23 protein-coding genes and 1 pseudogene are annotated in these 19,386 nt (G+C 58.0%); 14 read left to right on the forward strand and 10 right to left on the reverse strand.

Translation table 11 applies throughout. The features are described from left to right. Positions 1-107 precede the first annotated feature (107 nt). Positions 108-803 (reverse strand): DUF1963 domain-containing protein, encoded by a 696-nt coding sequence (locus J3P79_RS00485; RefSeq protein ID WP_434607308.1) that lies wholly within the window; start codon positions 801-803, stop codon positions 108-110. Between the two features lie 501 nt (positions 804-1,304). Here J3P79_RS00485 and J3P79_RS00490 point away from each other — a divergent pair. The 3 genes from J3P79_RS00490 to J3P79_RS00500 all read left to right on the forward strand — a co-directional run bounded on the left by J3P79_RS00490 (position 1,305) and on the right by J3P79_RS00500 (position 2,349). Next, entirely contained in the window at positions 1,305-1,535 is a 231-nt protein-coding gene (locus tag J3P79_RS00490) for a hypothetical protein (RefSeq protein WP_434607311.1), read from the forward strand. A 121-nt stretch (positions 1,536-1,656) separates the two neighbouring features. Continuing rightward, a complete protein-coding gene (locus J3P79_RS00495) occupies positions 1,657-1,875 on the forward strand; it encodes a hypothetical protein (protein WP_434607313.1) in 219 nt (72 codons plus the stop codon). A 114-nt stretch (positions 1,876-1,989) separates the two neighbouring features. Further along, entirely contained in the window at positions 1,990-2,349 is a 360-nt protein-coding gene (locus J3P79_RS00500) for a DUF7660 family protein (RefSeq protein WP_434607315.1), read from the forward strand. 175 nt (positions 2,350-2,524) lie between these two features. Here J3P79_RS00500 and J3P79_RS00505 read toward each other — a convergent pair. The 3 genes and pseudogenes from J3P79_RS00505 to J3P79_RS00515 form a co-directional block, all read right to left on the reverse strand. Beyond that, positions 2,525-2,647: pseudogene (locus J3P79_RS00505) on the reverse strand (helix-turn-helix domain-containing protein); the annotation flags it as partial. A 60-nt stretch (positions 2,648-2,707) separates the two neighbouring features. Further along, positions 2,708-3,022, reverse strand: a complete 315-nt coding sequence (locus J3P79_RS00510; RefSeq protein ID WP_434607318.1) for a hypothetical protein — start codon at positions 3,020-3,022, stop codon at positions 2,708-2,710. A 224-nt stretch (positions 3,023-3,246) separates the two neighbouring features. After that, the gene (locus J3P79_RS00515; RefSeq protein WP_434607319.1) at positions 3,247-3,609 is read right to left on the reverse strand and encodes a DUF6124 family protein; all 363 of its coding nucleotides are present in this window, start codon (positions 3,607-3,609) and stop codon (positions 3,247-3,249) included. Positions 3,610-4,060: 451 nt separating this feature from the next. On the opposite strand from J3P79_RS00515, the gene J3P79_RS00520 reads away from it, so the two are divergent. The 5 genes from J3P79_RS00520 to J3P79_RS00540 all read left to right on the forward strand — a co-directional run bounded on the left by J3P79_RS00520 (position 4,061) and on the right by J3P79_RS00540 (position 7,125). After that, a complete protein-coding gene (locus J3P79_RS00520; RefSeq protein WP_434607321.1) occupies positions 4,061-4,540 on the forward strand; it encodes a hypothetical protein in 480 nt (159 codons plus the stop codon). Positions 4,541-4,552: 12 nt separating this feature from the next. Further along, on the forward strand, positions 4,553-4,795 hold the full coding sequence (locus tag J3P79_RS00525) for a hypothetical protein (RefSeq protein WP_434607322.1): 243 nt from the start codon (positions 4,553-4,555) through the stop codon (positions 4,793-4,795). A 301-nt stretch (positions 4,796-5,096) separates the two neighbouring features. Next, positions 5,097-5,741: a hypothetical protein gene (locus J3P79_RS00530; protein WP_434607325.1), complete on the forward strand. Its 645-nt coding sequence runs from the start codon at positions 5,097-5,099 to the stop codon at positions 5,739-5,741. Next, entirely contained in the window at positions 5,738-6,445 is a 708-nt protein-coding gene (locus J3P79_RS00535) for a hypothetical protein (protein WP_434607327.1), read from the forward strand. The genes J3P79_RS00530 and J3P79_RS00535 overlap by 4 nt, the downstream gene beginning before the upstream one ends. Continuing rightward, entirely contained in the window at positions 6,442-7,125 is a 684-nt protein-coding gene (locus J3P79_RS00540; RefSeq protein ID WP_434607329.1) for a hypothetical protein, read from the forward strand. The genes J3P79_RS00535 and J3P79_RS00540 overlap by 4 nt, the downstream gene beginning before the upstream one ends. A gap of 104 nt (positions 7,126-7,229) precedes the next feature. Here the strand turns inward: J3P79_RS00540 and J3P79_RS00545 are convergent, their stop codons facing one another. Then, on the reverse strand, positions 7,230-7,496 hold the full coding sequence (locus J3P79_RS00545) for a DUF2790 domain-containing protein (RefSeq protein ID WP_434607331.1): 267 nt from the start codon (positions 7,494-7,496) through the stop codon (positions 7,230-7,232). Positions 7,497-7,749: 253 nt separating this feature from the next. Here J3P79_RS00545 and J3P79_RS00550 point away from each other — a divergent pair, with 253 nt between their 5' ends. From J3P79_RS00550 to J3P79_RS00570, 5 genes are all read left to right on the forward strand, one after another. After that, the gene (locus tag J3P79_RS00550; protein WP_030138951.1) at positions 7,750-8,490 is read left to right on the forward strand and encodes a response regulator; all 741 of its coding nucleotides are present in this window, start codon (positions 7,750-7,752) and stop codon (positions 8,488-8,490) included. Further along, a complete protein-coding gene (locus J3P79_RS00555) occupies positions 8,487-9,800 on the forward strand; it encodes an ATP-binding protein (protein ID WP_434607333.1) in 1,314 nt (437 codons plus the stop codon). The genes J3P79_RS00550 and J3P79_RS00555 overlap by 4 nt, the downstream gene beginning before the upstream one ends. A gap of 184 nt (positions 9,801-9,984) precedes the next feature. After that, a complete protein-coding gene (locus tag J3P79_RS00560) occupies positions 9,985-10,845 on the forward strand; it encodes an alpha/beta fold hydrolase (RefSeq protein WP_434607334.1) in 861 nt (286 codons plus the stop codon). A 42-nt stretch (positions 10,846-10,887) separates the two neighbouring features. Continuing rightward, positions 10,888-11,700, forward strand: coding sequence for an alpha/beta fold hydrolase (locus tag J3P79_RS00565; protein ID WP_434607336.1), 813 nt, complete (start codon positions 10,888-10,890; stop codon positions 11,698-11,700). 208 nt (positions 11,701-11,908) lie between these two features. Continuing rightward, on the forward strand, positions 11,909-14,101 hold the full coding sequence (locus J3P79_RS00570; protein ID WP_434607337.1) for a TonB-dependent receptor: 2,193 nt from the start codon (positions 11,909-11,911) through the stop codon (positions 14,099-14,101). Positions 14,102-14,166: 65 nt separating this feature from the next. Here J3P79_RS00570 and J3P79_RS00575 read toward each other — a convergent pair whose 3' ends face one another. Both J3P79_RS00575 and J3P79_RS00580 read right to left on the reverse strand, forming a co-directional pair. Beyond that, on the reverse strand, positions 14,167-14,730 hold the full coding sequence (locus tag J3P79_RS00575) for an NADAR family protein (RefSeq protein ID WP_434607339.1): 564 nt from the start codon (positions 14,728-14,730) through the stop codon (positions 14,167-14,169). A 206-nt stretch (positions 14,731-14,936) separates the two neighbouring features. Then, positions 14,937-15,326: a MerR family transcriptional regulator gene (locus J3P79_RS00580; protein WP_434607340.1), complete on the reverse strand. Its 390-nt coding sequence runs from the start codon at positions 15,324-15,326 to the stop codon at positions 14,937-14,939. 74 nt (positions 15,327-15,400) lie between these two features. On the opposite strand from J3P79_RS00580, the gene J3P79_RS00585 reads away from it, so the two are divergent. Further along, a complete protein-coding gene (locus J3P79_RS00585) occupies positions 15,401-16,480 on the forward strand; it encodes an SDR family oxidoreductase (protein ID WP_434607341.1) in 1,080 nt (359 codons plus the stop codon). 298 nt (positions 16,481-16,778) lie between these two features. Here the strand turns inward: J3P79_RS00585 and J3P79_RS00590 are convergent, their stop codons facing one another. The 3 genes from J3P79_RS00590 to J3P79_RS00600 are packed head-to-tail and all read right to left on the reverse strand — an operon-like array spanning position 16,779 to position 19,377. Beyond that, a complete protein-coding gene (locus J3P79_RS00590; RefSeq protein WP_434607343.1) occupies positions 16,779-17,414 on the reverse strand; it encodes an SCO family protein in 636 nt (211 codons plus the stop codon). Beyond that, complete coding sequence (cyoE, locus tag J3P79_RS00595; RefSeq protein WP_030139141.1) at positions 17,411-18,310, reverse strand: heme o synthase; 900 nt, start codon at positions 18,308-18,310, stop codon at positions 17,411-17,413. Before cyoE ends, J3P79_RS00590 begins: the two co-directional genes overlap by 4 nt. Then, on the reverse strand, positions 18,298-19,377 hold the full coding sequence (locus J3P79_RS00600; RefSeq protein ID WP_434607345.1) for a COX15/CtaA family protein: 1,080 nt from the start codon (positions 19,375-19,377) through the stop codon (positions 18,298-18,300). Before J3P79_RS00600 ends, cyoE begins: the two co-directional genes overlap by 13 nt. Positions 19,378-19,386: the final 9 nt, after the last annotated feature.

Here is a 19,386-nt window from a genome sequence, read left to right on the forward strand (position 1 = left end):
ATCCTACCCACCTACCATGCTGGCGACGTACTGGTCTTGTTCATGAGGAGGTTGGTGTAGGGAGGAAAGGGGCTGATTGAACCTGAAATAAATCTGCCCCCCGACTCCTAGTAAAAGTCGTAATAAAGCGCCCACTCCCCAGTTTTGTTGTGCTTCCAGAACATCAGGCTCCCACTGTCGACCACGTTCAGATTGATCTTCGCGTCCGAGGAGATCTGGAACACAAACTCGAAGCCCTCACCCGGATCAACACCCGACTGGCAGAACGAGGGGTAACCGCCGATCTTGTGTTCGTAGGTGTGGGTGACCAAGTCGTAATAGCTCTGGATCTTGCCCGCGCGTTCCAGCGTGAGGATTGCTTGCTCAAGGTCTTCCGGGACACCTCCGCCATCCCACAATGGAAAGTCCTCCGGCACCGCTTGCGCCGTCAGTGGGAAGGGTTTGAGGAATGTACCTGCCACCGGCAGAGACTTGCGCACCAACACATCATCCGGCCCATACTCGCGGATGAGCCAATTATTCCCCATCGGCTCAAGGTGCTCGGGGAACGGGTTTGAAATGAACACCGTCAGCACACGAACCCCTGCTAGCAGAGGGCTGTTGATGGGCAGCGCGGGCAGGTAAAACTGCGCATAGGGGAGCAACGGTTGCCCCGCCTGATTAGTGGGCACCTCTTCATCCGGTTGGAACAGAAAGACATTGCCCAGCCAGCTTTCTTCATCGGTGCCCGCGGGACGAAAGCCGCCGGCAGTGAGCTTCACGGCGGGGCGGGCTAGGCGTTGCTTGATTTCCTGGATTTCCATGGCGATGTAAATCTCCTTTTTTACTACAGGTATTAAGGTCGCAGATGGGCAGTGTATGAGAGTGGATAGCAGTGCTTCTTTGCCCGAGCTAGGCCACGTTAGCGTCGCGGATAGAACGGTGGGCATCCTCCCACTCCGCCGGGCCAATGACTTTCCCGAGGGCTCCTAGCGTACCTGAGCGTCATCGGATACAGGCTCGGCCAGTGGTAAGGAAACGATAGAGCCCGAGGGCAATGCTGCAAAGTCGGCGGATTCTGGTGCAGTTGTAGGCAAAGGCGCGAGGATATGTGGTTGGAGGTGCGGTGGTCAGGTTCTGGCTTGGCCCGCAGCAGGTGGAGAAGTAGGAGCAAGCACCCATTGCGAATGCTATTGAAGGGGCGAATCTGCGGAAAATAAATCGGTCCCCTTTTTCCTGGAAATAAATCGGTCCCCTTATTCCTGCTCAGGTTTACTCGGCACAGCGAGGACTGGGTACCACCAGAGGAAGCTAGACAGATCACCGTGACGTTGCATGAAGTGAGCTACTTTAGTGCCGAAGGGCGCGATCCGGATTTGGCCGAGGACGATTGTGTACTGCATGCAATCGGCACTGTGGAGCCTGATGCCGAGACGGAAAGTTTTTACCTGTCGGATAACATTCCGGCAGATCAGCACTTAGTTGTATGTTTTGCGTCCGGGCTGACATTATGGATTCAGGCGGAGGAAGCCAGGTGTGAGATTAAAAATTTCTAAACGCGCGTGTCGGCCGACTCTCGACTGCCGTCACCGCAGAGAGCGGCCAGCAACCATTCCTTGCGCCAACCAAACGGGCTACGTACGCTCTGATCAGCGCTAACGACCACTGGAGGTGCATATGAAACGCGATGCGGCATTGGAAATCGAGATGGCTGCTTACGATGAGTTTCTGGTTCAGTGGAATCAAGACGCCTTCCCGCAGCAGAGGCTCGGTCAGGCTTTCTACAACTTTTTCAACCTCCATAAGCTTGCGGATCAGACATTGCTGACCGAGCTCTATGAGGCTGATGGTAAAAAAGCTACAGCCTTGATCTCTGGAGTTTTCAAAATCAGGTAGTAGTCGACTAACCTGCCAGTAACGGCCACTAGGATCGGACTGCACCGAAGTTCTGTTCGAGATTATTAACATGCTGGTTGAATGCGGGCTCACCTGTAATCGGACTGTCTGACAATGTCCGTCGCCGTCTCCGTGTCCCGTTTTCGCACTTCGTTATCAAATAGTCCCAAGGTCACCATGTCCGTAAATCTTGATGAGCTACTGAAAACCGTAGACGACGAACAATCATTCATCGGCTTCATCGAAGCTCTAGGTATGGACTACGGCGAGGAACGTTTGCTGGAGAAGACCTCTCCGTCGTCTCCCTATGGGCCGGGGGCGTTGGGATGGGAAAACGGCTCTATTGACACCTTTCTTGATGCTGCCGCAGCGTGGGCGACTGTCAGCTCACGGAGTTCCTCTGTAAGTGCCAGGAGCCCAAACGTATGGCAACGCTGTGCGACCATTTTGCTGGCTGGTAAGTTTTATGAGTGAGACTAGGCATTATCGACTCATGCTGTTTTAAACCGCAGATCCTGAACTGCTCGGCCGCGTTTTCACACGGCCTGGGTAGGAAGCTGTCGCTTGCGGAAGGTGGCTGATGGCCGTTTGCAGCCTATGATCAAAAGGGACAGATTTTTAGCTGGAAATAAATCTGTCCCCTTTTTTCCGGTAATTTGAGGTGGCGTCGAATGGTATTGCGTGAGCAGCCCATCTGCCGAGCGATAGCTCGGATAGACAAACCCTGACGAACAAGAACACTGATTTCCACGTGTTGCTCCTTGGACAGCATGGGCAGCTCGCAAAAGCTGCATTTTGCCCAAGTGGGTCAGTTTTCAACCGGTAGGGTGGGTCAGTTTTGCATCGGTACTGACACATATCGGCCGGTGAAAGCGTTCGACGCAGCGAACTCCACGAATGTGCCGCGCTTATCGTTAACAACGCGGATACCGGGACATCCAAGCAATGTGTACTTGATGATGGGTTTTGGTAGCGACGCCTCCCACATCTGAATCTCTACATCAGAATCATATTGCCAGATTGTCAGCTCCAGTCTGAGTGAGCCTTGCTCAATCAAATATTGATGTGACGTTTCATATTCATCGTGGGAAGGAATGACGCCAAGCACGGCGAAAAGATCATAAGGATCCCATATGAGCTGCGGCATACCGTGTCCTACTCCAGAGATTGTTATCCATCCTACCCATCATTCCTTTCAGAAGCCGCCATTCATGCACGGCGGCTTTTGGGCCGTTTGCTTCCTATCGATAGGAAGGACAGTCGTGGGCTACCCGGAAAAGGAACTGAGAATATTTAGGGCATATTCGTCCGTTTCAACGGGAAGAACCAAAACCCGACGCAAAACGTCGGGTTTTTCGGTGGCGGAAAATGCTACTGCCGCGGCTCCACATTATCCAACACCCGATTCGCCAACAACGAACTCAACTCAATCAACTGCTGAATCCCCAGCGCCACATGACGCCGTGCCCCATCCAGATCAAACGCCAGATCACTCACCATCGCATCAGCCGAAGCCAACGTTTCGCTGAGGTTGGCAAGCAGACATTCGTTATCGAGGCCTTTCACGACGGTGAATAGCTGGCCCGGTTTGGGCTCGTCTTTGGATTTATCCGGTTTCGGTAGCAAGTAGTGATCGAGCACCCGTTTGGTGGTTTCGTCTTGCTGCTTGGCTTTGGATTTTGCGGATTTGGGAGTGGAATCTGCTTCTGGCGGATTCGGGGTAATTTTGAACATAAGCTTCGGTTCCATATGTGGTGCCGACAACCCGAAGCTACTAAACAATGGGGTGGCAGCTGTACGCAGGTTAGTAGACCGGGGAACCGAAGAAGCCGGCGCGCCTAAGCGCCCTGCGTACAGCCACCATCAGAAACAGGGTAGGGCCCTGTTTGAGACGCGCTTGTACAACTTCGATTACCTCGGGCTACTAAACCCGACCACTGATGGACAGTGGCAGGAAGACAATAGAACCCCGGGACAAGGCGCACAAGCGGGCGGATTCTGGCGTAGTTGTAGGCAAAGGCGCAAGGATGCGTGGCTTGATGGACGTTGTAGGCGGGGGCTGTAGGAGAAGAGTGTTTTGGCGATGCAGGCGGGTTGTTTTGCTCAGTCCAGCAGTACGGAATGATTTGAATCCGATCCGCCCGTTGCAGAGAATTGCCTCCTTTACCCCAAAAGGATACGGGCGATGAAGTTCGAAGGGACTTTCCAATACATGGGCAATCACGGGATCGTCTTTAACGTCTCGCAGATCACCCTCACCGACAGCGAACGTGGGCGCTTGCGCGAGCTGCATTTTGGCGAAGCGAAAAGTGCCCACTATGAGGTCAACAGCAAGGTCGTCGAGGTATACGACAAGATGCAGGCCAGGGGCCTGCCTTGCGTGATGATGATCAGCATCTCCAAGCCGCTGACCCGACAACAGGGCGATGCCCTCAATGCCCAGCGCACCACGATCGCCAACCTTGCAACCACGGCCTCGACTGCCGCCGCGAAGGCCGTGACCCCCTATTACGTGGCGGCATCTGTAGGGGCCGGTGTGCGCATGTATGCCAATGAAATCCTGCCCACCTACCATGCGGGCGACGTACTGGTCAGCATCGAGGCGCAGGTCAACGGCGGCATTGGCCCGCAACGCACCCTCTCGACATTGATCATCAAGGCCTGACCGGAGACGTACATGTCCGAAATTACTCAATTGGTCATTGCCTTGGTGGTGTCCTTTCTGCTCGATCGATTCCTCAAGCCCTATCTGCTACGCAAGTGGCTAGGTGTGGCGTTGGTGGCGGCGGGTGCGGTTGGCTGCTTTGTGGCAGGTCAGAACCGCTTGTTGGGGTTTGATCTGGGTTTGCTGTCGGCTTTTGCCGTGGCGATAGGGATGGGGTTGTTCATGAAGCGGCGGCGGTTTGAGGAGGTTGGCTGAGTGGAAAAAGGGGCGGATCTCACAGCAGAAAAGATCCGGGTCGCCTATGGAGTGCTAGCGATGTATAGCTAAAGCTAGCTAGCTCAGCTAGCGCTAGCTATCTTTCTGTAGGTTTTGGTATTTCCGTTCAGAAACCGGGGATAGACCATGATTTGGGCTCATCTGTAATCGGACTGTCTCATAGTCGTGGTCTGTCCCCGTTTTCCCCCTCTTTTTTCCAGAAACCGTCTTGCTTCCAAAATGAATACATGAACTAATTGTCCCGAGTCCCGGGATCTGGGACAGGTGGTTCGAGGTAGACATGAAAGGTCAAGACATAGGCGTACTCCTCAAATTAATTTGTCTGCAACGACACGAATTGCGCGGGAAGGCTATGGCTGCCTGGCCGCATGACTGGAAAGACTGGAAGAGCCTTGAAGAGGATCCTTTGGGAGCAACGGAAGAAGAGTTGGATCCGGATGTCGGAATCATCAGCCTTTCACGCTATACGGCCCGCTCTCTGGAGATGCAGACTGGCATCAGCAAAACTCAGATAAATCGCTCGCTCAAACACTGTATGGACATTGGTCTGGCCAGGAACGACCGCAAGCTAAATGTTCCCAGGGTCAATACTAAAGCGCTGCTGGAGTTCATCGTTTACGGTGTGAAATATGTTTTTCCTGTTCGACCCGGCGAACTGACTCGTGGCATTTCGACCAGCTTTGCCGCCCCTGTGCTGGCCAATCAGCTTCTCAGCGCTGGAGAGCACCCGCTGGTTTGGTCATACGCACGCGGCAACACCATGGGCATGAAGGTTGAACCGCTGTTCAAGACAGCGCCCGACGCGGCGAGAAGGGACCCGGAAATGTACGCGCTACTCGCCTTGGTCGACGCAGTACGCCTCGGCCAGCCACGCGAAAGCAATCTGGCAGCAAAAAACCTGCAAGAGCGCTTGGAGTTTCGATGACCGTATTCAATGTCCTGCGAGAAATGCTTAAAGAGGTTGCCAAGGCCCTTGGGCCCGATATGTGCCAGCAGATGACCTTTGTTGGTGGTTGTACCACCGGTCTGCTGTTGACCGATGACTTCACCCGCGAGCAGGTCCGAAGTACGGAAGATGTCGATCTGATCGTGCATGTTATGGGGGCGATAGGCTTCGTCCGCCTACAAGAACAGCTTTCCCTGCGAGGCTTTCGGCTCAGCCCGAACGACGAGGGGGATGACCTACCGATCTGCGCTATGAAGCTGGGCGAGTTGCGCGTCGATTTCATGCCGGACGACGACACCCTCGGATTCAGCAATCGTTGGTACAAAGATGCCATGGCCACTGCAACGCCATACGAGCTGGATGCGGAAACCACCATCAATCTGGTCAGCCCCGTCTACTTTGTAGCCACCAAACTGGAGGCTTGGAAAGGCCGTGGTCGTGGCGATGCGCTAACCAGCCGAGACATTGAGGACATTCTCCACTTGGTCGACGGGCGCTCCGAGTTGTTGGGCGAAATTCAGAGCGCCAAGGTTGAGGTCAACACTTACATAAGCCACGAAGTCGCCAAGCTGCTGGACGATAACAATTTCGAGTATGCGGTAAGCGCCCAATCTAGAGGCGATTCAGATCGAGAAAATTTGTTGTTCGAACGTCTGGAGTCACTGGCCGGAGTCCGTCCTTGACGCAAATTGACTGGAGCAGCCGCCAAGGATGGCGGACACAAAGCAACAATGATGCCGCCGCTGTCGGCCAAAAAGGTCACTTCCTGCTGGCAATGCTGGTGGATGCAGCCGAGAGAGGTGAGGGTCAGGCCCTGGCGCGACACTGGGCCCAAATCATTGTCAGAAACGCACTTGTCGCCAACGAGCCGCCGAGTACGGCCAGCCTGCTCGATGTGATGCGCGTCGAACAGCATAAGCTGCGCCATCAGCACCTGCATGCCGTCGCCAGCTACTGCTGCGCGCTTATCGACCTGCGGTTGCAGCACCTGTATCTCCTGCACGTGGGAGATTGCCGGGCCGGCATCCGCCAGAGCAGCGGTCATATCGATTGGCTGACCCGTCCGCATGATCTGAGCCAGCAGCCTATTTGGCCTTCCTCATACGTGGAGGCTTCGCAGTACCGCCATATGCTGACCCGCTCTTTGAATGCAAAGCGCTTCTACGTTCCGGAATGCCAGAATATCCCCTTTCCCGCGGATGCCAGTCTGGTCCTTTGCAGCGATGGTTACTGGTACGAACATCAACAATTGGGTGTTGCTCTGCAAAAAGTAGAGGACGACACAAGTATCCTGGCTTTGCAGCCGAACAAACCTGCTCGCGCCCCAACGAACAGCGAAGGGCTTTTCATCATTTCGGTATGAGCGAATCGATTAACCCGACTTGATAGGCATCAGATAATCGCTTTTGGGCCGGTTTTGGCTTCTGGCAACGAGCAGCTTCTGGTCGTCCCCCCCCGAACCACCCCTCAACTCCCTTCACTGTTACAGCTGGCCGCGTGCTTGAGATACGTCAGGGCTTTCCGCTCACCCATCGAATCAAGGTAGGTGATCTGCGCATTCACCAACCCGCAAGTCTGGCTACTGTCTTCAGTCAGCGAGATCACTTTGTCGATGTCCAGGTGCGTGCCGTAGGAATAGCTTTCGCTGGCTACTTTGTCCTGGGCCAAGGCGGGCAATGCGCCGGCGCTCAGGGCAGTGATCAGGCAAGCGGTAGCAATAGTTTTCAGATTCATGGTCGTTTCCCTTCAATGAGTGGATGGCGCTCATTAAAAGCCCGTGAGGTATCTCGGCTATGTCGAAAAACCCCGTGATTGGATGCGTACGTATCTGAGGTGAATTGCGATACAGATCGATACAATCCCCCCTGTTTTCGCTTCGCTCTGGCTTGATTCAAGGCTGGATAAGCTGAACGCACGGTGCGTCGCCAACCGGCAACACGGCATCGTCACACTGCGCAATCGATGCGCGCATTTCGGAGAGCAGGGCATGGAACATGTCGATCACGTATTGATCGTGGATGATGATCGGGAAATCAGGGAGTTGGTCGGCAATTACCTGATCAAGAATGGCCTGCGCACCACCGTGGTCGCGGATGGTCGTCAGATGCGGGCCTTTCTCGAAGCCAATCAGGTGGACTTGATCGTGCTCGACATCATGATGCCGGGGGATGACGGGCTGCTGCTGTGCCGCGAACTGCGCGCCGGCAAGCATAAGGCGACGCCGGTGCTGATGCTGACGGCGCGCAGCGACGAGACCGACCGCATCATTGGCTTGGAAATGGGCGCCGACGATTATCTGGCCAAACCCTTTGCGGCCCGGGAGCTGCTGGCGCGCATCAACGCGGTGCTGCGGCGCACCCGCATGCTGCCGCCGAACTTTGTCGTCAGCGAAAGCGGCCGGATGCTCAAGTTCGGCCGCTGGCGTCTCGACACCACCGCTCGCCATCTGCTCGATGAAGACGACACGCTGGTCTCGCTGAGCGGCGCTGAATACAGGCTGCTGCGGGTCTTTCTTGATCATCCTCAGCGGGTCCTGAGCCGCGACCAGTTGCTCAACCTGACGCAGGGCCGTGACGCGGACATCTTCGACCGCTCCATTGATTTGCTGGTCAGCCGCGTGCGCCAGCGCTTGCTGGACGACGCACGCGAACCGCTCTACTTGAAGACGGTGCGCAATGAAGGCTACGTCTTTACCTTTGCAGTCGAAATGCTTGAGGAGCAGGCATGAAACTCGCGTTGCAATGGCCCCGCACGCTGGCCTCGCGGTTGTGGCTGGTGTTTCTGGTCGGCCTGATACTCGCACAGGCCCTGACGTTCGCAGCCCAGTACTACGAACGCTACGAAAGCACCAAGACGGCCATGTTGGGCAACTTCGAGCACGACACGGCGACGTCCATCGCCATCCTCGACCGTTTGCCTGCCGATGAGCGCCTGGCATGGACCAAGCGCCTGCAGCGTCGCAATTATGATTATTTGCTGCGCGAGCATGATGCTGGCATTCCCCTCACTTCGAACGATCTGGCGGCGACGGCGGCGCAATCCCTGCAAGTCTCGCTGGGCCGCAATTATGACCTGACCTTTGTCGAGATCCCGGGCCCTCGCCAGCATTTCCAAGCCCAGGTGCGACTGGCGGACGGCAGCCCGGTGACCATCGATGTGCGTCCCTCGGTCAAGCCGTTGTCGCCCTGGTTGCCCTTTGTGCTGTTCGGTCAGTTGCTGTTGATGATCGGCTGCACCTGGCTTGCCGTGCGCATCGCGATACGCCCGCTCAGTCGCCTGGCCGAGGCGGTCGAGAACCTCGACCCGAACGCCCATCCCGTCCAGTTGGATGAAACCGGTCCACGGGAAGTGGCTTACGCCGCCCGCGCTTTCAACAGCATGCAGGCGCGCATTGCCGCTTACCTGAAAGAGCGCATGCAATTGCTCGCGGCGATTTCCCATGACTTGCAGACGCCCATCACGCGCATGAAGCTGCGCGCCGAGTTCATGGACGACTCGGTGGAGAAAGACAAACTGGGCAACGACCTCAACGAAATCGAGCACCTGGTGCGCGAGGGTGTTGCTTATGCGCGCAGTGTTCACGGTGCGACGGAGACCAGTTGCCGCATCAGTCTGGATTCCTTTCTCGACAGCCTGGTGTGCGATTACCAGGACACCGGCCGCGAGGTCAGCCTGCGCGGCCAGAACGGCGCGATCATCGAGACAAGGCCCCATGCCCTGCGGCGTATTCTGGTGAATCTGGTGGATAACGCACTGAAGTACGCCGGCACCGCCGAGGTGGAAATCGGTGGCAATGCGAGTACCGGCGTTTCCATCAGTGTGCTTGATCGAGGGCCGGGCATTCCCGAGGAGATCCTGGCCGAGGTGGTCAAGCCGTTCTATCGGGTGGAAAGCTCCCGCAACCGCAGCTCTGGCGGCACCGGCCTGGGCCTTGCCATCGCCCAGCAGTTGACCGTGGCGATTGGTGGAACGCTGAGCCTGCGCAACCGCGACGGCGGCGGGCTTTGCGTGACCCTCGACTTCGGCGGCGATCAGTAGGCCGCTACTGCTGGATCAGTGGCGTGCATTTGTAAGCCACTGTATCCAGCGCATCTACGTACTCAAAAGAACGCATAACGGCCGGGTGTCGAACATTTCCGGTATACATGCCGCTGCAAGAATTCTCCCCATCAAGTCGCCATCGGATCCCCGGTGGCGAGCCATGACCTAAGGAGATCTTGCCATGAATACCCAGTCCTCCCGCTCTCAAGCAGCCAGCTACATCACCACCCAGGACGGCGTACAGCTCTATTACAAGGACTGGGGTCCGAAAGATGGGCCAGTTGTCACCTTCAGCCATGGCTGGCCGCTGAATTCGGATAGCTGGGAATCGCAGATGTTGTTCCTGGCCGAGCAAGGCTATCGGGTGATCGCCCACGACCGCCGCGGCCATGGGCGTTCCAGCCAGCCGTGGGAAGGCAACGACATGGATCACTACGCCGATGACCTGGCCACGGTGATCAATACCCTGGATCTCAACGACGTCACCCTGGTGGGTTTCTCGACCGGGGGTGGGGAAATCACCCGCTACATCGGCCGCCACGGGACTGGCCGGGTGAAGAAGGCCGCACTGATCAGCGCCGTTCCGCCGATGATGCTCCAGACCGAAGACTACCCAGGCGGTCTGCCGATCGAGGTGTTCGACGGCCTGCGCAAGGCCTCGCTGGACAACCGCTCGCAGCTGTATCGCGACATCGCCTCTGGCCCGTTCTTCGGTTTCAACCGCGACGGGGCGAACGTCTCCCAGGGGCTGATCGATTCGTTCTGGGTGCAGGGCATGCAAGCGGGTCACAAAAACACCTATGACTGCATCGCCGCGTTCTCGGCAACGGACTTCCGCGCCGACCTGGCTGCGTTCGATGTGCCGACACTGATCGTGCATGGCGACGACGACCAGATCGTCCCCATCGACGCCTCCGCCCATGCCGCCGCCGAGTTGGTGCAGAACGCCGAGTTGATCGTCTATCCGGGCGCCCCGCACGGCCTGACCGACACCCATAAGGACCGTCTCAACCAGGATCTGTTGGATTTCCTGGCCAAGTAAACCCATCGCTGCAGCGTCACCCCCTAATCAATGAAAAAAGGAATGATCATGTTCACTACCAAATCGCTCTTGGCCGTCACCATCACCGCTGCGCTGGCACTGACTTCCGTTAATAGCGCAACGGCCGCGCAACCCGACGCCGCCAAGCCCACCATCGTGCTGGTGCATGGCGCCTTCGCCGAATCGTCCAGCTGGAATGGCGTTGCCGCCCAGTTGCTGACCCAGGGTTATCCGGTCGTTGCCGCGGCCAATCCGCTGCGCGGCGTGAAGCAGGACGCCGATTATGTCGCCGATATCGTCGAGCAAACCGCTGGTCCGGTGATCCTGGTGGGTCATTCCTACGGCGGTGCCGTGATCACTAACGCCGTGCACAACAACCCCAAGGTCAAGGGACTTGTCTACGTCGCAGCTTTCGCGCCGGACAAAGGCGAAACCGCCATCGAACTGTCCGGTCGCTACCCTGGCGGCACCCTTGGCCCGACCTTGGCGGCTCCGGTGCAACTGGACGACGGCAATAAGGATCTCTACATCCAGCAGGACAAATTCGGCCAACAGTTTGCCGCCGACGTCCCAGCGGCGGACTCCGCCCTGATGGCCGCGACACAACGTCCCATCAGCGAGGCGGCATTGAAGGAAGCGTCTGGCGACCCGGCTTGGAAAAAACTGCCGTCCTGGTTCATCTACGGCTCGGCGGACAAGAACATCCCCGAGGCTGCGTTGAAGTTCATGGCCGAACGCGCTGGCTCGAAGAAGACTGTCACTGTCCAAGGGGCGTCCCATGTGGTGATGACGTCGAATCCGGGGAAGGTTGCAGAGCTGATTGTTGAAGCGGCGCAAGGCAGTTCGAAAGGATGATCAGGTAAAGCGGGGCGTCTAAAAGCCTCAACCGCTTTTCTTCGAGAAAAACTAAAAACCCGGCTCAGGAGGCCGGGTTTTTTCGTTGGGGAAACCAAACCGCTGTCCGAATCTTTTATGGCAACGAGCCATTAGTATGGATAATCCATCTGCGAATCATTAGCATTCACCTAAGTTGGCTTCCCGTTTCCCCGCAGGTACTCACCCCATGCTATTTCCATCTCGCCTTACCTTACTTGCCGCGTGCTGCTCAGTCAGTTTTCTTGCCCAGGCGGCAGCGCCTATTGAATTGGGAGTGACCGACGTTACTGCCGATGCGATCAAAACCAATTCCAACACGCTGCCGGCGCCCTATGCGGGTGGTCAGGTGGCGAGGGGAGGCCAGATGGGCGTGCTGGGCAACCAGGACAACATGGATGTGCCGTTCGTGATGACCAGTTACACCTCGCAGCTGATTGAGGATCAACAAGCTGAAGACGTGGGCGATGTGCTGCTCAATGATCCGTCGGTGCGTCAATCCTATGGGTTTGGTAACCAATCCCAAGTGTTCGTGATTCGAGGCCTGCCGCTTGCCAGTGACGACATTTCCTATAACGGGCTGTACGGCGTTTTACCCCGTCAGATTCTGTCGACGGATGCGATCGAGCGTGTCGAAGTATTCAAAGGCCCCAACGCGTTTATCAACGGTGTCAGTCCGACGGGCTCGGGTCTTGGGGGCGGCGTCAACTTGCAGCCCAAACGCGCAAAGGATGACCCGACTCGTCGTTATACCCAGGACATCAGCACCGATGGCCGCATTGGCGAGCATTTGGATATCGGGCAGCGATTCGGCGAGGACAATCGGTTTGGCGCCCGGTTGAACCTGAGCCAGCGCGAAGGTGAAACAGCGATCGACGACCAGGATCAGCGCACCAAGTTGTTTGTTGCGGGCTTGGATTATCGAGGTGATGACTTCCGTGTTTCCACCGATTTCGGCTATCAGAAACAGCGTATCAACGGCTTGCGTAACTCGGTGAATATCGGCAGCGCCACCCGCATTCCCACGGCTCCGCACGCGAGCCACAATTATGGTCAGGACTGGACTTACTCAGAAACCGAAGACACCTTCGGCATGGTTCGTGGCGATTGGGATTTGAACGAAAACTGGACCGCCTACCTGGCGGGCGGGGTAAAGCACACCCGGGAAACCGGGGTGTACGCCACACCGACACTGGTCGGCAATAACGGCGTTGCGACGATCGGTGGCTCGGAAATTCCTCACAACGAAGACAATACAACGTTCAGTGGCGGGTTGAACGGGCGCTTCAACACGGGGCCTGTTTCCCACCAAGTAGCAATCGGCGGCTCAACGATCTGGACCCAGCAGGAAAACGCCTACACCTTCTATCGTCCCGTTACCGGCAATACTAATATTTACGACACCCCGAAGCTTCCCAAGCCGACCGCAGTGTCCAGCACTGGCGGTGAAATGGGCGATCCCGGGGTGACCGGCAAAACCCGCAACCGCAGTCTGGCGATCTCCGACACGTTGGGTTTGTTCGATGACAAGTTGCTGGTCACTTACGGTATCCGTCGTCAGCAGTTGCGTGTCGAAAACTACCGGTACGACGGCACCACTTCCAACGGTGCCGCCAATCCTGCGAACGATGGCAGCCGCAGCGCGCTCTACGATGAAGCCGTTACCACGCCGGTCTACGGCATCGTCTACAAACCCGTAGAAAGCGTGTCGCTCTACGCCAACCGAATCGAAGGTCTTGCCAAAGGACCGGTGGCGTCTGGCACAGGCATCACCAACCTGGGCGAAGCCTTTCCCCCTGGCCGCACCAAACAGTTGGAAGCGGGCATCAAGCTGGACATGCAGACCTTCGGTGCCAACGTCGGCGTTTTCCGCATCGAGAAACCGTCCGATGGTTACGTCGACAACGTGCAGCGGCTTTATGTGCGTGACGGTGAGCAGGTCAACAAGGGCTTGGAGGTCAGCGTCTTCGGCGAGCCCATCGACGGCCTCCGGTTGATGGCCGGCGGTACCCGCATGACGTCCGAACTGAAAAACACCGCCGGCGGCCTCAACGATGGCAACCACGCCATTGGCGTGCCGACGTTCCAGCTCAACGCCAGCGTGGATTGGGATGTCCCGGGCATCGAAGGCGCCGCCCTCAGCGCCAGGATGCTGCGCACGGGCGGGCAGTATGCCGACCAGGCGAACAACCTGAGCTTGCCGACCTGGAATCGTTTCGACGCTGGCGCGCGTTATAAGATGAAATTCGTAGAGAAGGACCTGACATTGCGCGTCAATGTGGAAAACATTACCGACAAGAACTACTGGGCCTCGGCCAACGGCGGCTACCTTTCGCAGGGTGATCCGCGATTGGTGAAGTTTTCGGGGACTGTTGATTTCTGAATACTTGAGGAAGGCTCGAAATATCGAGCCTGAAGAGGGACACCCAACCCCTGTGGCGAGGGGTACTACCTTGGGGCAGGGATGCTGGTCCCGTCCCGCACCTGCATCAGCGCAAACCCCAGCAGGTTCAAGCCTTTCCACAGATTCGGATTGTTCGCATCCGCGTTGTCCTGTGCGAGCCCTATGCCCCAGATGTTATCAACCGGGCTGGCCTCGACGATCACGCTGGAACCGGTTTGTAGAAGGTATTCGTTCAACTGTGGGTTCTGGGAGAACTTGGCCTGGTTCGCTCGAACGACGATGTCGTACCGGTGTTGCAGCCAAACCTTGTCGTCGAATCCGCGCACGTTGCGGCCAAGTGCTTTGGCGGCATTGGGAGTGGGGGCGTTGAGCACCTGCGCACGAATGTCCTGATCGTCGAACAAGGCCGCTTTCTCGGCCATCATGAAGTGTTCGGCGGTTGGGTAATGTTGCCCCTCGACAACGAACCCGGCCTCGAACCATTGGCTGAAGCACGAAGCCGTGACGACATTTTTACTGCGCTGGTGCCCCCAGAAAAACGTAAAGCTCAAAGGTTCTCCAGCGTTGAAACGGGCGCACAGTTCTTTCAGGTGTTCAGAGTCGTTCAATGAGTTACCCCGCTAATTGAAGATCGACGTTACAGCGACTGTGCTGACCAAGGCAATCACGCATGTAGTGATACGTTTGGTGGTTTCGTCTTGCTGTTTGGGTTTGGATTTTTTTCAGGCAGACCGCGTCGTCCGGTATGGGGCTGCTGCGCAGCCCAACGGGGATGAATCCCCTCGCCACAGGGGCAGGTACAGAGGCTGGCCGTTCAGTTGGAGGCGTTGTTCAGTTGCTGGAGCGCGAGTTGCCTGGCGGCACTGGCTTCGAGGTTTGCACGCTCTTCATCGAGGTATCGATAGATGCTTTTCAAGTTGGCGATCTTCAGTTTGATTTCCGCCATTTTCTTTTCAATCAGCTTGGCGCCGTCAGCACAGTCGATCAGTTCGTTGCGCTGCGCATCCAGGATCTGACCTATTTCCCCCAGGGAAAACCCCATGCTTTGCGCGCGCTGGATAAATTCCAAGTCCTGCAGGGTCTGCGCGGTGTAGACGCGGTAGTTATTCGTTCGCCGCAGCGGTGAGATCAGGCCGATCTGCTCGTAATAACGCAGCGTATGACGACTGGCGCCGCTGCGGGTCTCGAGTTCGCCGATTCTCATGAACAACACCGCTTGACTGTAGAGTTGGGTCGATAGATTACGCTCGATTTTTCACCTTAACCAGGAGCAGGGAAATGAGCGTGGAGTGCTTTGTCACGGGGGGTACCGGCTTCATCGGTCAACATTTGGTGGCGTACCTGAGTGCAAAAGGTCACACCGTTCGGGTGTTGATGCGTCGCCCGGAGCGACTGGCTGCGCTGCGCGAGCAAGTCGACCGTTTGGGAGGGAGCGGGGCCCGGGTATTTGCCGTGGCGGGCGACCTGGAACGGGACAACCTCGGGCTGAGTCGTGCTGACCGAGAGGTGCTGAGGCACGCCAGCGTCATCTTCCACCTGGGCGCTCACTTCGCTTGGGGGCTTTCAATGGAAAACTCTCGCTCGGTGAACGTGGAAGGGGCAAAGCGGGTGGCGCTGTTGGCGGCCGGGCAGAAAAGCCGGTTGGTGATGATCGGCGGCTACATGCTGAAGAATCATGAACATCTGCAGCGCATCGGGATCGATCCTCGTTCTCCGGAGCTGACGAATTGGCCTGCCGTCTACCGGCATGTCGGGGGTTACGAGGGGAGCAAGCTGGAGGCGCATTTCGCGACCCTGGAGGTCATGTCCACCCTGGGCGGGGAGATCACCGTCGTCCACCCGGCGACGGTGTGTGGCCACAGCCGCACGGGGCATATCGTTGACGGTCAGCCGCTGGTGGAGCTGATACGCAACCTGGTGCAGGGAAAGTTGACCGCAGTGCCCGGCACCGCCGAGCATTGGCTACCCCTGGTTACCGTGGATTACCTGGTCGAACTGGTGGCGGTATGTGCGTTTGACCCGGCCATGGCGGGGCAGGAACTGCTGGCGCTTGATGACCAGAGTCCCAACTTGCGAGCACTCCTGGCAGAGGTCGCAAAACCCCTTGGCATAAAATCGCCCAGGCATCACATTCCGCTGCGATTGCTGAAGTGGCTACTGGGTATTCCTCCCGTCGCGCGCTTTTTGAACAGCAAGCCCGAAGCCTTGGACTTTATCCAGACCACTCGTTTTGACACAGCGGCGCTCGAGCAGTTTGCCAACAGGCATGGAATAACCAAGCCGGACATACGCCAGGCGTTGCAGCACACCGCAACGTTCGTCAATTCCTATTGCCTGGCGCAGGGCACGGCCCGCTGACTTTTAGGCGACCCGGTCTGGGGTCTTCTTGTGCGGTTTGTCCTGCGCTGGAACCGTGTCGTTTTTTTCATCGCGAGCAAGCTCGCTCCCACAATGGGTGGCGTTGGGCGGGATATTTGGTTCGACACTAACCCCTGTGGCGAGGGAGCTTGCTCCCGCTGGCCTGCGCAGCAGGCCCCTGCATTTCCTCAGGCAAACCGCATCGTTCGGTTTTGCGGTCGCTGCGCAACCGAGCGGGAGCAAGCTCCCTCGCCACGGGGAGAAGCATTATCAGCAAGCAAGTGGCCTCGCTTTGGCCTCATTTCCGCTTGAGCATTTCCGGCAACTGCGCCACCAGTTTCTGGTTATTCAACGGCGCACGAATAAACCCGCGTTGCTTGCCGTCCGGGCCAATCACGGCGAGGTTGCCGCTGTGATCAACCGTGTAGTTAGGTTTGCTGGTGTCCGCCGGGATGAACGGGATGCTCACCGCGTTGGCGAGTTTTTGCAGGTCTTCCACCGATGAAGCGGTGAGGCCTTTGAATTGCGGATCGAAGTAGCCCAGGTACTGCTTGAGTTGCTTGGGCGTGTCGCGGTTCGGGTCGACGCTCACCAGCACGATCTGCAACTTATCCACAGCCTCGGGCGGCAGTTCGCTCTTGATCTGGCGCAGTTGGGCCAGGGTAGTCGGGCAGATGTCGGGGCAGAAGGTGTAGCCGAAGAACAGCAGGCTCCACTTGTCTTTCAACCCGTCCATCGCTAGGGGTTGGCCGTCCTGGTCGGTCATTTTCACGTCCGGCAGGTTGCGGCTCTGGGGCAGCAGGATGATGCCGGCATCGATCAATGCAGTCGGGTCGCCCTGGCCTTTGCTGGACAGCACCTTGTTGATGGTCAGGCCGAGGATCACTGCGATCACGGCCGCGAGGATGAAGACGGTTTTCTGGGTTCGGGTCATAGGCTCAACAGTAAGTAGTGATCAACGAGCAGGGCGATGAACAGCAGGAACAGGTACCAGATAGAGTACTTGAAGGTGTTGATCGCCGCGTGCGGCCGGCTGCCACGGTACAACACCACGGCCCATTGCAGGAACCTTGCGCCCAGCACGAGTGCGCAAACCAGATAGATCAACCCACTCATCTGGATCACGAACGGCATCAGACTCACCGCCAGCAGCACCAAGGTGTACAGCAGGATATGGATCTTGGTGTAGTGCTCGCCGTGGGTCACCGGCAGCATCGGGATGTCGGCCTTGGCGTATTCTTCTTTGCGGTGAATCGCCAGGGCCCAGAAGTGTGGCGGGGTCCAGGCGAAGATGATCAGCACCAGCAGCAACGGTTCGGCGCTGACATGCCCGGTGGCGGCGACCCAGCCCAGCAGTGGCGGTGCGGCGCCGGCGAGGCCACCGATGACGATGTTCTGGGGTGTGGCGCGCTTGAGGAAGCCGGTGTAGATGACGGCATAACCGAGCAGCGACGCCAGCGTCAGCCAGGCGGTGAGCGGATTGGTAAACACCAGCAGCATGGCTTGGCCGGCGACGGCCAGTGCCAGGGCGAAGGTCAGTGCGGCGGCTGGCGAGACCCTACCCTCGGCCAAAGGCCGTTTGTGGGTGCGGGCCATGACCGCGTCGATGCGCCGGTCCACCACATGGTTGACCGCCGCCGCGCCGCCGGCACACAAGGCAATGCCCAGATTGCCGAACACCAGGACCGTCCACGGCACGCCGGCTCGGGTGGCGAGGAACATGCCGACCAGCGAGGTGATCAGCATCAGCACCACCACTTTGGGCTTGGTCAGCTCCAGGTAATCGCGCCAGATCGCCTGGCTGTGGCGTTCACCGGTCAAGGTTGCCATGGCATCTCTCCTTTAATCGTGATGGGGGCGACCCCGTGTTCAGGCGAATTGAAGCGCCAGCGCAGCGGGACGTGGTGCCGTACCCGGACCAGGCTGGTCCGGGCGTGATAATTGACCAGAACCAGGGTCAGCAGCAGGGCGGCTCCCCCGGCGTTATGGGCCACGGCCACCGGCAGCGGCAGATGAAACACGACGTTGCTGATACCTAAGGTAATTTGCGCGGCCAGGGCGGCGAGGACCAGCCCCGCCAGTCGGGTCATGCCCACCCGCTTCAATTGCCAGGCCAACCCCAACAGCACCAGGGTCACCAGCAACGCGCCGATGCGGTGGGTCACATGGATGGCGGTCCGAGCATCGCTGTCCAGTTGCCCGCCCAGGTAGTTCGGGCCGATGTGCTGGGTCAGGTGAAAACCATTGGCGAAATCGGCGGGCGGCATCCATTCGCCGTGGCAGGTGGGGAAATCGATGCAGGCCACTGCGGCGTAGTTGGAACTGACCCAGCCGCCCAAGGCGATCTGGCCGATCACCAGCAGCAGCCCAGCCGTGGCCCAGTGTTGCAGGCGCTTGGGTACGGTCAGCGCGGGTAATACGCCAGACAATCTCAGCGTCAGCAGGAACAGCAGGCTCAACGTCGCGAACCCGCCCAGCAAATGCCCGGTGACCACTTGCGGCCAGAGCTTCAAAGTCACGGTCCACATGCCGAACGCTGCTTGGGCAAATACCACCGCCAGCAGGAACAGCGGCAATTTCAAAGGTTGGCCGGGGCGGCGGCGGTTCGTCCAGGCCCGGGCGGCCAGCGCGGCAATCATCAGCGCCAAGGCACCGGCGAAATAGCGATGGACCATCTCGTTCCAGCCTTTATGCGCCTCCACCGGGGTGTCGGGGAAATGCAATTCGGCATGGGCCAGTTGAGCTTCGCCCTTGGGCACGCTGATGAAACCGTAGCAACCGGGCCAGTCGGGGCAACCGAGGCCGGCGTGGGTCAGGCGGGTGTAGGCGCCCAACAGTACGACAATCAATGCCAGCAGCGTGGCAAACAGCGCGAGGCGAAATCCAGGCTTGGCCATGTCGATGCC

It is taken from the genome of Pseudomonas sp. R1-7, from assembly GCF_051132105.1.
In the GTDB taxonomy this organism is placed as follows: Bacteria; Pseudomonadota; Gammaproteobacteria; order Pseudomonadales; family Pseudomonadaceae; genus Aquipseudomonas.

What these genes read in the sequence shown, in the direction of transcription:
- J3P79_RS00485 (WP_434607308.1), bottom strand. Translation starts at nt 803, where the DNA reads ATGGAAATCCAGGAAATCAAGCAACGCCTAGCCCGCCCCGCCGTGAAG.
- J3P79_RS00495 (WP_434607313.1), top strand. Translation starts at nt 1,657, where the DNA reads ATGAAACGCGATGCGGCATTGGAAATCGAGATGGCTGCTTACGATGAG.
- J3P79_RS00500 (WP_434607315.1), top strand. Translation starts at nt 1,990, where the DNA reads ATGTCCGTCGCCGTCTCCGTGTCCCGTTTTCGCACTTCGTTATCAAAT.
- J3P79_RS00510 (WP_434607318.1), bottom strand. Translation starts at nt 3,022, where the DNA reads ATGCCGCAGCTCATATGGGATCCTTATGATCTTTTCGCCGTGCTTGGC.
- J3P79_RS00515 (WP_434607319.1), bottom strand. Translation starts at nt 3,609, where the DNA reads ATGTTCAAAATTACCCCGAATCCGCCAGAAGCAGATTCCACTCCCAAA.
- J3P79_RS00520 (WP_434607321.1), top strand. Translation starts at nt 4,061, where the DNA reads ATGAAGTTCGAAGGGACTTTCCAATACATGGGCAATCACGGGATCGTC.
- J3P79_RS00525 (WP_434607322.1), top strand. Translation starts at nt 4,553, where the DNA reads ATGTCCGAAATTACTCAATTGGTCATTGCCTTGGTGGTGTCCTTTCTG.
- J3P79_RS00530 (WP_434607325.1), top strand. Translation starts at nt 5,097, where the DNA reads ATGAAAGGTCAAGACATAGGCGTACTCCTCAAATTAATTTGTCTGCAA.
- J3P79_RS00535 (WP_434607327.1), top strand. Translation starts at nt 5,738, where the DNA reads ATGACCGTATTCAATGTCCTGCGAGAAATGCTTAAAGAGGTTGCCAAG.
- J3P79_RS00545 (WP_434607331.1), bottom strand. Translation starts at nt 7,496, where the DNA reads ATGAATCTGAAAACTATTGCTACCGCTTGCCTGATCACTGCCCTGAGC.
- J3P79_RS00550 (WP_030138951.1), top strand. Translation starts at nt 7,750, where the DNA reads ATGGAACATGTCGATCACGTATTGATCGTGGATGATGATCGGGAAATC.
- J3P79_RS00555 (WP_434607333.1), top strand. Translation starts at nt 8,487, where the DNA reads ATGAAACTCGCGTTGCAATGGCCCCGCACGCTGGCCTCGCGGTTGTGG.
- J3P79_RS00560 (WP_434607334.1), top strand. Translation starts at nt 9,985, where the DNA reads ATGAATACCCAGTCCTCCCGCTCTCAAGCAGCCAGCTACATCACCACC.
- J3P79_RS00565 (WP_434607336.1), top strand. Translation starts at nt 10,888, where the DNA reads ATGATCATGTTCACTACCAAATCGCTCTTGGCCGTCACCATCACCGCT.
- J3P79_RS00570 (WP_434607337.1), top strand. Translation starts at nt 11,909, where the DNA reads ATGCTATTTCCATCTCGCCTTACCTTACTTGCCGCGTGCTGCTCAGTC.
- J3P79_RS00580 (WP_434607340.1), bottom strand. Translation starts at nt 15,326, where the DNA reads ATGAGAATCGGCGAACTCGAGACCCGCAGCGGCGCCAGTCGTCATACG.
- J3P79_RS00585 (WP_434607341.1), top strand. Translation starts at nt 15,401, where the DNA reads ATGAGCGTGGAGTGCTTTGTCACGGGGGGTACCGGCTTCATCGGTCAA.
- J3P79_RS00590 (WP_434607343.1), bottom strand. Translation starts at nt 17,414, where the DNA reads ATGACCCGAACCCAGAAAACCGTCTTCATCCTCGCGGCCGTGATCGCA.
- cyoE (WP_030139141.1), bottom strand. Translation starts at nt 18,310, where the DNA reads ATGGCAACCTTGACCGGTGAACGCCACAGCCAGGCGATCTGGCGCGAT.
- J3P79_RS00600 (WP_434607345.1), bottom strand. Translation starts at nt 19,377, where the DNA reads ATGGCCAAGCCTGGATTTCGCCTCGCGCTGTTTGCCACGCTGCTGGCA.